The following is an 11,340-nucleotide window of genomic DNA, read 5'->3' as shown; positions in this document are numbered from 1 at the left end:
AGGCCCGCGGGGCGTCCGGGGAGGCGTACCGTCCCCCGTACGGGCCTTCGTACGGGGACTCGGCCACCCGCTCGCGCCCCCGATGGACGAAGCTGTCAGGTGTGAGCCCCCTCCCGCTCCTCGCGTACGTCCCGGCCGTCCCAGCGCGCCCGCGGCATGTCGAGCCGGGCCTCGCCGTCGGCGGTCAGGCGCAGCGGCGTGGCCTCGGCCCGGTAGTGCTGAAGGGCGCGGTGCTCGCTGCCCGGGAGGGGCCGCCCGTCCGCCCGCACCACCCGCCACCAGGGCACGGCTCCCCCGTACAGGGCCATGACGCGGCCGACTTGGCGCGGGCCGCCCTCGCCGAGCCATTCGGCCACGTCCCCGTACGTCATCACCCGGCCGGGCGGAATCCGCTCGGTCGCTTCCAGCACCCGCTCCGCGTACGCGGGCAGCTCTTCGCTCATTCCGCCCATGGTGCCGCACGTCGCCGACAGGCCCGCGGAGGGTTTCCCTCCGCACCGGCGCGCACCCTGATGCCTCCCTTGCCCTCCGGTCCGTGCCACCATCTTCCGGGCGGTGACTGGTGATACGTGATCAAGAAGAGACGGAAGTGACGACGAAGGAGCAGGGTGTGAGCCCTCCGGACGGCGCGGCAGAGGACGACGGCACGCGCCCGGACCCGCGCCCCGAACCCCGCCCGGACTCCGGCCCCGGCGAGCGGAGCAGGGCCGCGTCGCAGCCCGGGACCGGGCCGGAGACCGCCCCTGCCGCGCCCGGCGCCGGGGCCCGGTCCGCCGGGTCCGCGTCAGGGGAGGAGCACGGCCTCGGCTCCGACCCCGCCGACCAGGTCGAGGGCGACGAACCGCTGCTCGCCGCCCGGGTGCACCGGCCCTCCGACCTCGTCCGCCTCCTCGTCGGCATCCTCGGCATCGCCGTCGTCCTCGCCATCGCCGCCTTCGCCCACGGCACCACCGCCGGCCTCGAAGCCGACATCTCCCAGGGCACCGGCGCCGCGCCCGACCTCCTGATCAAGGTCGCCGGGCTGGTCTCCAGCATCGCCGTCCTGCTCGTCCCCGTCGCCTTCGCCATCGAACGGCTGATCAAACGCGACGGACTGCGCATCGCCGACGGCGTCCTCGCCGCCGTACTCGCCCACGGCGTCACCCTCGCCACCGACCTGTGGGTCTCCCAGGCCGCCCCCGCGACGATCCAGGACGCCCTGACCCGAGCCACCGGGGCGGGCGGCGCCCTCACCGACCCGGTGCACGGCTACCTCGCGCCGGTCATCGCGTACATGACCGCCGTCGGCATGACGCGGCGGCCCCGCTGGCGGGTCGCCCTGTGGGTGGTGCTGCTGCTCGACGCGTTCGCGATGCTGGTGAGCGGCTACACGACCCCGTTCTCGATCATCCTGACGGTGCTGATCGGCTGGAGCGTCGCGTACGGGACGCTGTACGCCGTCGGCTCGCCGAACGTGCGGCCCACCGGGCAGCACCTGCTGGCCGGGCTGCGCCGGGTCGGGTTCCAGCCGGTCAGCGCGATGCGCGCCGAGGTCCCCGAGGGTGGCGACACCCCCGAGGTGAGCGACCGGGGCCGCCGCTACCACGTCACCCTGGAGGACGGCCCGCCGCTCGACGTCACCGTCGTCGACCGCGAGCAGCAGGCCCACGGCTTCTTCTACCGGGTCTGGCGCCGCCTCACACTGCGCGGCATCACCACCCGGCGCAGCCTCCAGTCGCTGCGCCAGGCCCTGGAGCAGGAGGCGCTGCTCGCGTACGCCGCCATCGCGGCCGGGGCCAACGCGCCGAAGCTGATCGCCACCTCGGAGCTGGGCCCGGACGCCGTCATGCTCGTGTACGAGCACCTCGATGCCCGGCCGCTGCACGCCCTCGCCGACGAGGAGATCACCGACGACCTGACCCGCAACGCGTGGGAGCAGGTGCGGGCCTTGCAGTCGCGCCGGATCGCGCACCGCCGGCTTGAGGGTGACGCCCTGCTGGTGGATCGTTCCGGCAAGGTCATCCTCACCGACCTGCGCGGCGGCGAGATCGCGGCCGGCGACCTGGTGCTCCGGATGGACACCGCGCAGCTGCTGACCACGCTCGGCCTGCGGGTCGGCGCGGAGCGGGCGGTGGCCTCGGCGGTGTCGGTGCTCGGCCCCGACACGGTGGCGGACTGCCTGCCGCTGCTCCAGCCGATCGCGCTGAGCCGTTCCACCCGGTCGACGCTGCGCAGGCTGGCCCGGGAACGGGCCGACCGGCAGCGGGAGGCCGTACTGGAGTCCTCGCGGGCGGCGAAGGCGGCGCGGGAGGCGGCCGCCGGGGCGGAGTCCGGGGCGGGGACGACCTCCGCGGCCGACCGGAAGGCCGAGAAGAAGGCGTTGGACGACGCCCTGGACGGGGCCCGGGAGGAGGACCTGCTGAGCCAGATCCGCCAGCAGGTGCTGCTGATCCGCCCGCAGGCCCCGGTGGAGCCGGCCCGGCTGGAGCGCATCCGCCCGCGGACGCTGGTGTCGTTCATCGCCGGTGCCTTCGGTGCGTACTTCCTGCTCACGCAGCTGGCCCACGTGGACTTCGGGACGATCATCGGCGAGGCGGAGTGGGGCTGGGTGGGGGCCGCACTGGCCTTCTCGGCGCTCACCTACTTCGCGGCGGCGATGAGCCTGCTGGGCTTCGTACCGGAACGGGTGCCGTTCCTGCGCACCGTGGTCGCCCAGGTGGCGGGGTCCTTCGTGAAGCTCGTCGCCCCGGCGGCGGTCGGCGGCGTCGCCCTGAACACGCGCTTCCTGCAGCGCGCGGGGATCCGGCCGGGGCTGGCGGTGGCGAGCGTGGGCGCCTCGCAGCTGTTCGGCCTGGCGAGCCACGTCCTGCTGCTGCTGGCCTTCGGCTACCTGACGGGCACCGAGAAGACCCCCGAGATGACCCCGTCCAGGACGGTCATCGCGGGCCTGCTGACGGTGGCGGTGCTGGTGCTGGTGGTGACGGCGGTGCCGTTCCTGCGGAAGTTCGTGGTGACGCGGGTGCGTGCCCTGTTCGCGGGCGTGGTGCCGCGCATGCTGGACGTCCTGCAGCGGCCGCAGAAGCTGATGACGGGCATCGGCGGCATGCTGCTGTTGACCGGCTGCTTCGTGATGTGCCTGGACGCCTCGATCCGTGCCTTCGGCGGCGGCGAGGCCCTGAGCTACGCGAGCATCGCGGTGGTCTTCCTGGCCGGCAACGCCCTGGGCTCGGCGGCCCCGACCCCGGGCGGCATCGGCGCGGTGGAGACGACGCTGACCCTCGGCCTGATCGCGGCGGGCCTGGACAAGGAGGTCGCCATCTCGGCGGTCCTGCTGTTCCGCCTGATGACCTTCTGGCTGCCGGTCCTCCCGGGCTGGATCTCGTTCAACTTCCTCACCCGCAAGGAAGCCATCTAGCGGAGGGCATCCGGGGAAGCCGCCTCGGATGCCATCCGGCCAGGACCCGGCCGAGTTGCCGATGCGGACGCGGAGACGAGGAGCGGGGCGGCTGCCCCCTCGCCATCGTCAGCCCCACCGCGCTTGGCCTGCCGGTGCTTTCAGCTGCGGAAGAACTGGCCCAGGGCCACCTGGATTCCCTCCCCCCTGACGGCGTCCGAGAGGATTACCGGCCGCCGGAGCCCGTACCGCTGAGCCGGCGGGGACCGCGATTCGGCCCAGCCGCTCGCCGGTCCGACCCGGATGGGTCAGCGCGGGGGCGGGGGTGGGTGGGGGCGCGCAGGATGGGGGTATGTCGCGAAACCTGCCGCGGATCTCCGCTCTCGCCGTGCTCGCCACCCTGCTGGCCGGGGTCGGTGGGTGTTCTGACAGCGGGGAGGAGAAGACCCCCCGGGCCGGCGGGACCAAGGGGGCCGCGCCGCTCAAGTGGGGGGAGTGCGGGGCTCCCACCGTCGCCGAAGGCGGCGGGCAGGCGCCGCCCAAGGACTGGCAGTGCGCCACCTTGCACGTGCCTCTCGACTACGCGAAGCCCGAGGGGGAGACGGTCCCGATCGCACTGATCAAGGCGCCTGCCCGGGACAAGGGCAAGCGGATCGGTTCGCTGGTGTTCAACTTCGGCGGGCCCGGCGGGTCCGGGATCAGTACGCTGCCCGGCGCCGCCAAGGAGTACGAGGCCCTGCGCGCCCGCTACGACCTGGTCAGCTTCGACCCCCGCGGGGTGGGCCGCAGTGCCCCCGTCCAGTGCGAGGACGACAAGCAGCTCGACGCCTACTACTCCCAGGACTCGACGCCCGACACCCCTCAGGAAGAGGCCGTCTTCGTCGACAACATCAAGAAGTACCAGCAGGCCTGCAAGACGAAGTCCGGGAAGGTGCTGCCCTACGTCGGGACGGAGAACGCCGCCCGCGACATGGACCGGATCCGCCAGGCCCTCGGCGACGAGAAGCTGTACTACTTCGGGATCTCCTACGGAACCGAGCTCGGCGGGGTCTACGCGCACCTCTTCCCGAAGAACATCGGCCGGGCCGTCTTCGACGCCGTCGTCGACCCCACCAAGACCGCGGAGGAAGGTGCACTCGGCCAGGCCAAGGGCTTCCAACTGGCCCTCGGCAACTTCGCGCAGGACTGCGTGGACCGGGGCGAGGCCTGCCGGATCCAGGGCAGCACCGCCCAGGAGATCGAGGAGAACATCCTCAAGCTCCAGAAGGACCTGGCCGCGAAGCCCATCCCCGGCCTCGGCGGCCGGATGCTCACCGATTCCGCGGCGACCAACGGCATCGCCCAGGCCCTGTACTCGCAGGAGCTGTGGCCGCTGCTGGAGCAGGGCGTGGACGAGGCGGAGGGCGGCCAGGGGCAGTTGCTGATGGCGTTGTCCGACGCGCTCAACGGGCGTGACCAGCAAGGGCATTACAGCAACATCGGCGCCGCCAACGCCGCCATCAACTGCGCCGACTCCAAGGACCGGTTCACCCTGGCGCAGACCCGGTCGAAGCTGCCGGACTTCCGCGCCGCCTCCCCCGTCTTCGGGGACTTCCTCGGCTGGGCGCTGATGAGTTGCACCGACTGGCCGGTCCCGGGCGCCTGGAAGACCCCGGACGTCTCCGCCCCGGGCGCCGCCCCGATCCTGGTGATCGGCAACACCGGTGACCCGGCGACCCCGTACGAGGGCGCCCGCAGGATGGTCGAGCGGCTCGGGCCCGGTGTCGGCGTGGAACTCACGTACAAGGGCGAGGGGCACGGGGCGTACAACAGCGGCGACAAGTGCGTGCAGCAGGCCGTGAACGCCTACCTGTTGGACGGGAAGGTGCCCGCGGCCAATACCGTCTGCACCGCGTCCTCCTCGTCCGCCTCGTCCTCCGCGACCGCCGTCTCCGCGTCCTCCGCCTTCTCCGCCTCCTCCGCCTCGGCGAGGTAGGAACGGACCGAGGGGCCGTACCGCGTGCGCGGTACGGCCCCTCGTCGTCCAAGGGCCTGCGAGTGCCTCCGGGAGGAGGACTGGAGGACCGGAGAACTAGTAGACCGGCTTCTCCGGCTCGATCTGGTGGACCCAGCCGATCACGCCGCCGCCCACGTGGACCGCGTCCGCGAAGCCCGCGGACTTCAGGACCGCGAGGACTTCCGCACTGCGGACACCCGTCTTGCAATGCAAGACGATCCGCTTGTCCTGCGGGAGGTCCTGGAGCGCGGTGCCCATCAGGAACTCGCCCTTGGGGATCAGCTTCGCGCCCGGGATCGAGACGATCTCGTACTCGTTCTTCTCGCGGACGTCGATGATCTCGATGTTCTCGCCCTCGTCGATCCACTCCTTGAGCTGCTTGGGAGTGATCGTCGAACCGGCCGCGGCCTCCTGGGCCTCCTCCGACACGACGCCGCAGAAGGCCTCGTAGTCGATGAGCTCGGTGACGGTCGCGTTCGGGCCGCAGACCGCGCAGTCGGGGTCCTTGCGGACCTTGACCTGGCGGTACTGCATCTCCAGGGCGTCGTAGATCATCAGGCGGCCGACCAGCGGCTCGCCGACACCCGTGAGGACCTTGATGGCCTCGGTGACCTGGATGGACCCGATGGACGCGCACAGCACGCCCAGGACGCCGCCCTCGGCGCAGCTCGGGACCATGCCCGGCGGCGGGGGCTCCGGGTACAGGCAGCGGTAGCACGGTCCGTGCTCGGACCAGAAGACCGAGGCCTGGCCGTCGAAGCGGTAGATCGAGCCCCACACGTACGGCTTGTTCAGCAGCACGCAGGCGTCGTTGACCAGATAGCGCGTGGCGAAGTTGTCCGTGCCGTCGACGATGAGGTCGTACTGGCTGAAGATCTCCATCACGTTGTCGGCTTCGAGCCGCTCCTCGTGAAGGACCACGTTCACGTACGGGTTGATGCCCAGCACGCTGTCGCGCGCGGACTCGGCCTTGGACCGGCCGATGTCCGCCTGGCTGTGGATGATCTGACGCTGCAGGTTCGACTCGTCGACCTCGTCGAACTCCACGATGCCCAACGTGCCGACGCCGGCCGCGGCGAGGTACATGAGGGCGGGAGAGCCGAGGCCGCCCGCGCCCACGGCCAGCACCTTGGCGTTCTTCAGGCGCTTCTGGCCGTCCATCCCGACATCCGGGATGATCAGGTGGCGGGAGTACCGACGAACCTCGTCAACGGTGAGCTCAGCAGCTGGCTCGACCAGGGGTGGCAGCGACACGGGGACTCCGTAGATGGGTATGTCTGAACGGTGGTTCTTTCCGTAACACTGCCACGCCCTTCTTCATTCCGAGACACCTGGTCCGATGCGTGAGACGATTTCGTCCCAGTACGCGGGCATTGACGCCCAGGGGTCCCGCTCTCCCGTCCCGCGCCGGTCGGTGAACCAGATCGTGCCCGCGCCCTGCCAGCGGGCGATCCGCACGGCCTCCTCCAGGTGCGTGCGCGGCACCCCGTGCACCAGGTGGCAGAACCGCTCCGCCGGGTACTCGGCGGTCCACTCCGCCACCTGGGACCAGCGGTAGTCCGTCCATGCGCCGGAGAAGGTGACCAGCTGGTCGGCGGCCTCCACGTAGCCCTCGTACGGGTGCGTGCCGTGTCCCAGCACGATCCGCAGCGCCTCTCCCCCGTCGCACAGCCCGCGCAGCGTGTCGGCGACCCGGCGTACGGCGGCCAGGTCCGCCCGGTCCGCGGGGGCGTCGGCGAGGTAGAACCCGTCCACCCGGTACCAGTCCCGGTAGCGGTGGGCGTCTGAGACGAGCTCCCCGAAGGAGCGGGACCCGTCCCGCATCGCCAGATGGCCGAGTACGGTGCCGCCGGCGTCCCGGAGCTTCGCCGCGGCCTCCGTGCACTGCGGGTCGGGCCGGCCGCCCGGCCCGTCGGCGACGTTGAGCACGGTCCAGTGCAGCGGGGTTCCGGGACGGGTCAGCTCGGCCCATTCGACCGGCGCGAGCAGCGGGTGCGCGTAGCCGGGCACGCCCAGGCCGAGACGGCCCGCCTCGGTGGCGGCGGCGGCCGCGGCCTGTGTCGTCAGATGCGGCACGCCGCCTCCATCCAGATGTCCGCGAGGGATTCCTCCAGGTTGATGCGGGGCCGCCAGCCGAGCCGGTCCCGGGCGGTGCGCACGTCGGCCTGCTGCCAGGCGCCGCAGCCGTCGGGGTACGGGTACGCCGCAGGCACCGTGGCGGCCGCGGCGATCTGCTCGGGCGTGGCCTCCGAACGCGGGGCTCCGATGGCCGCCAGACCGGCCGGCCGGCCCGGGTGCCCGTGTCCGGGCCCGTGCCCGTGGGCGTGTTGCTGCGCTCCGCCGTGCGGTACGTCCAGCTCGTGCAGGGCCCCGCCGTAGCCGGCGACCCTGGCCAGCACGGCCGCGGCGTCGCGCAGCCGGACGGCGCGGCCGGTGCCGATGTTGACGACGCCCTGGGCGGCGGAGAGCGAGGCGGCGTGCACGGCCCGCGCCACGTCCCGGACGTCCACGAAGTCGCGCTGGACGCCGAGCCCGCTGAGCTTGAGCTCACCGTCCCCGTTCTGCATGGCGCGCCGCATGGCCTCGGCGAGCCGGCCGAGCGGGGATCCGGCGGGGGTGCCGGGTCCGACGGGCGAGAAGATGCGCAGGACGACCGCGTCGAGTCCGGAGCCGAGCACCAGCTCGGTCGCGGCGAGCTTGCTGACGCCGTACGGTCCGCCGGGTCTGGGCACGGCGTCCTCGGCCGTGGACGATCCGGGCTGGCTGGGCCCGTACTCGGCGGCGCAGCCGAGCTGGACGAGGCGGGCCCCGCAGCCGCTGCGGCGCAGCGATTCGCAGATGGTGGCGACGGCGACGGTGTTGTGGCGGGTCAGTTCCCGGGCGCCGCCCCGGGTGGCGCCGGCGCAGTTGATGACGACGCCCGGGTGGACGGCGTCGAGGAACCGGGTGAGCGCGCCGGGGCTGCCGGTGGCGAGGTCGAAGCGGACGTCGGCGTCGTCGCCGCGGCCGAGCGCGGTGAGCTGGACGGCGGGGTCGGCGAGCAGGCGGTCGGCGACGTAGCGGCCGAGGTATCCGTTGGCTCCGATCAGCAGCACCCTCATCGCGCGGCCCCTTGATCGGTTGGCTGGCCGGTCATCCTGTGTCTCCTTCGTCGGTGGGCAGGGGTCGTGTCGGGGTCGGGGTGGGGGCCGGGTTCGGCGGTTCAGGGCCTTGCGTGGGCGGACGCGCGGGACAGCGCGACGAGGGCGTGTACGAGGAGCCCGGCCGCGGCGGCGGACACCGCGGGCGGGACGGGGACCAGAGCGAGGGCGAGGGCGAGGGCTGCGGTCACGGGTCCGCGCGCGGCGCCGTGGCCGAGCAGCAGGCGGGTGAGGAACAGCAGGACGGCCGGCGGTACGGCGAGCGCGAGCGGTGTCCCGGCGAGGGCGGCCGCCCCGGCGGCGGCTGCGGCGAAGGCGGCCACCGCGCCGAGCAGCAGCGGCCGGGTCCCCTCGGCGAAGTCCTCCAGGGCGCGGCTCCCGGCGAGCCTGCGCCGGGAGCGGGCGGCGAACAGGGCGCCGATCAGGTGGCCGGGGGCCACGGCCAGCGCGAGGGCGACCCCGAGGGCGGTGCCGTGGCGGTACACCGCCCAGCCGACGACGGCCGCGGCGAGCAGGTGCGCGGCGTACGGGAAGCGGCCGCCTGCGGCCCCGCCGGGCCGGCCGGGCCGCACCAGGGCGGCGACGGTGGCGAGTACGGCGACGGGACCCGCGAACGGCGTCCCGGCTGCTGCGGCCCCGAGCGCGAGGGCCCCGGGCAGCAGGGCGTACCCGAAGCCGCGTAACGCTCGGACGTCGAGCGCCCGGCCGGCGGGCGGGGCGGCGGGCTCGTCCCCGCGCGGGGTCCGGGCGTACAGCTCCTCGGCGAGGGAGAAGACGTCGCGGTGGCGGAAGCGGGCGGCGGTCCGGTCGGTGATGCCCTGGGCTTCCAGCCCGGCGGCGATCTCCAGCGGGTCCACGGCCCGTTCGCACAGCGCCCGGTGGCGGTGCAGCAGGGTCTTGACGGGGTCGCCGGCGGCGCGGCGGCGGGGTGTCCCCGGGACGGGGGCGAGGGGTGCCGCTTCGTCGAGGGTCATACCGCCGCCTCCGAGGGGGCTGCCGCGCCGGGGCCCGAGGCGCCCGGATACACGTCCGGGGCCGCGTCCGCGGCCGAAGCCGGGCCCGGAGCCGCCGCCGCGCCCGCGGCGGGAACCGGCAACGCGGCCGGACCCGCGTCGGTCGCCGGGCCCGCATCGGGCCCCGCGCCCGCGCTCGGCGTGGACGCCCAGGTCGGGGTCGTCCAATGGCCCGGGATCCGGGCCTCCGGGGGTTGCGCGAAGGGGACCCCGGCGCCCGCGCGCCCCGGCCCGCGGGCCAGCAGCTGAAGGTAGATCTCCCGGAAGGCGGCCACGTTCTGCTCGACGGTGAACAGCTCCAGGGCCCGCGCCCGGGCGGCGGCGCCCAGCCGCCCGGCCCGCTCGGGGTCGCCCAGCAGCGCCAGGCAGGCGTCGGCCAGGGCCCGCGGATTGCGCGGGGGGACGACGAGGCCGGTGCCGCCGATGACCTCGCACACCGCTCCGACGTCGGTGGACACGGTGGCCCGCCCGCAGAACATCGCCTCGGCCAAGGTGATGGGGAAGCCCTCGATCACCGAGGACAGGACGACCACGCGTCCCGAGCCGTACGCGTCGGCCGACGAGGGGGCCTCGGGTCCGCCGATCTCCTCGAAGGTGACCGGGTTCTCCCCGACCGTGACCGCGTCGGCTGCCTCGTCGGGGAAGAGCTGCGCCGCCAGCGAGCGGCAGTCCGCGAGGTAGCCCGGCACCGCCGCCGTGGCGAAGAGGCGCAGCCGGGTCCCCGGCGCGGCCTTGCGGACCTCGGCGAACGCGTGGAGCAAGGCGATCAGGTCCTTGGCGGGCTCGACCCGGCCGACCCACACCAGGGTGTCCGGGTCTCCGCGGTCCGGCGCCTCCCCGACGGTGGCGAATCGGTCCGCCTCCATTCCCGGGTACACCGTCCGCACCCGCTCCCGCTGCGCCCCGCACCGCTCCTGCCAGCGGCGGGCGTGCGCATTGCCGGGGGTGAGCAGGTCGGCGCGGGCGTAGATCTCGGCGGCCAGCCGTACGTGGAAGGCCGCGAGCAGGGCCCGCACGGCCGGCCGGGTGCCTTCGGCGTCCTCCAGGTAGTGGGCCCGCAGCTGGACCCCGTACTCCGTGACCAGCAGCGGAACCCCGAAGAAGCGTTTGGCCAGCAGTCCGGGCAGCGCCGCCACCCCGCCCGCGGCCGCGTGGCACACGTCGACCTCGCGCAGGTCCTCGTACCAGTCGAGGGACAGCGGCCGCAGCAGCCGCTCCAGGGCGTCGACGAACTCCAGCAGGTCCGCCACCTGGGCGCGCTGTACGGAGCGGCGCGCTCCCGAGGCGCGGCAGGCGGCCTCCACGGCGCGCACCGCGGTCTCGGAGCGCAGCGCCGCGTACAGCCCGCCCTGCTCGCGGGCGAGTTCGGCCAGCCCGTACAGGCCGGCGGCGAAGACCGCGGGCTCGCCGACGCAGATGCCCCGGACGAGCTCCTTGAAGCAGTCGGCGAAACGCCGGCGTTCGCGTCGGGAGTAGCTCCGGCCGTCGTCGGCCGGGGCCCACAGCGGGGCGGTCGAGACCCGGGTGACGTGTTCGGGGAGGACGACCCGGCCGCGCTCCTCCTGCTCGGCGCTGCGGCTCAGCGCGTAGAGCTCGAACTCGTGCTGCGGCAGGCCGCGTACGAGCCGGTCGCACCAGATCCTGGCCTCTCCCGTCGCATACGGATAACCACCTTCGGTGAGCAGTCCGATCCGCACGAGTGGCACCCCCGTTCTCCCGTTCAGGCGGTCGCCTCCGGTCCGGTGACCCGCCGCGGGAGAACTCAAGCGGATGTGCCGGTGGCGCGACGGACGGTTGTCCGTCGCCCGCCCCCGCGCC

General features: G+C 73.8%; 8 protein-coding genes. 2 read left to right on the top strand and 6 right to left on the bottom strand.

Going from position 1 to position 11,340, the window contains the following annotated elements:
- Positions 1-95: 95 nt before the first annotated feature.
- Complete coding sequence (locus tag AB0B01_RS14690; protein WP_361717687.1) at positions 96-452, bottom strand: MGMT family protein; 357 nt, start codon at positions 450-452, stop codon at positions 96-98.
- A gap of 110 nt (positions 453-562) precedes the next feature.
- Here AB0B01_RS14690 and AB0B01_RS14685 point away from each other — a divergent pair, with 110 nt between their 5' ends.
- Positions 563-3,394, top strand: a complete 2,832-nt coding sequence (locus AB0B01_RS14685) for a lysylphosphatidylglycerol synthase transmembrane domain-containing protein (RefSeq protein ID WP_361717684.1) — start codon at positions 563-565, stop codon at positions 3,392-3,394.
- A 331-nt stretch (positions 3,395-3,725) separates the two neighbouring features.
- Positions 3,726-5,348, top strand: a complete 1,623-nt coding sequence (locus AB0B01_RS14680; RefSeq protein WP_361717681.1) for an alpha/beta hydrolase — start codon at positions 3,726-3,728, stop codon at positions 5,346-5,348.
- A 96-nt stretch (positions 5,349-5,444) separates the two neighbouring features.
- Here AB0B01_RS14680 and moeZ read toward each other — a convergent pair whose 3' ends face one another.
- The 5 genes from moeZ to AB0B01_RS14655 all read right to left on the bottom strand — a co-directional run bounded on the left by moeZ (position 5,445) and on the right by AB0B01_RS14655 (position 11,219).
- Positions 5,445-6,623 carry an adenylyltransferase/sulfurtransferase MoeZ gene (moeZ, locus tag AB0B01_RS14675; protein ID WP_356849824.1) on the bottom strand — a complete coding sequence of 393 codons (1,179 nt, stop codon included), beginning with the start codon at positions 6,621-6,623 and terminating at the stop codon, positions 5,445-5,447.
- Positions 6,624-6,686: 63 nt separating this feature from the next.
- Positions 6,687-7,445 carry a spherulation-specific family 4 protein gene (locus AB0B01_RS14670; protein ID WP_361717677.1) on the bottom strand — a complete coding sequence of 253 codons (759 nt, stop codon included), beginning with the start codon at positions 7,443-7,445 and terminating at the stop codon, positions 6,687-6,689.
- Entirely contained in the window at positions 7,433-8,470 is a 1,038-nt protein-coding gene (locus tag AB0B01_RS14665; protein WP_361717674.1) for an NAD-dependent epimerase/dehydratase, read from the bottom strand. The genes AB0B01_RS14670 and AB0B01_RS14665 overlap by 13 nt, the downstream gene beginning before the upstream one ends.
- A gap of 101 nt (positions 8,471-8,571) precedes the next feature.
- Positions 8,572-9,483, bottom strand: a complete 912-nt coding sequence (locus tag AB0B01_RS14660) for a hypothetical protein (protein ID WP_361717671.1) — start codon at positions 9,481-9,483, stop codon at positions 8,572-8,574.
- The gene (locus tag AB0B01_RS14655) at positions 9,480-11,219 is read right to left on the bottom strand and encodes a DUF3492 domain-containing protein (RefSeq protein ID WP_361717668.1); all 1,740 of its coding nucleotides are present in this window, start codon (positions 11,217-11,219) and stop codon (positions 9,480-9,482) included. The genes AB0B01_RS14660 and AB0B01_RS14655 overlap by 4 nt, the downstream gene beginning before the upstream one ends.
- Positions 11,220-11,340: the final 121 nt, after the last annotated feature.

Origin of the sequence: Streptomyces sp. NPDC044571 (assembly GCF_040647115.1) — a bacterium.
GTDB lineage: Bacteria > Actinomycetota > Actinomycetes > Streptomycetales > Streptomycetaceae > Streptomyces.
This window is presented reverse-complemented; position numbering and strand designations above follow the sequence as displayed.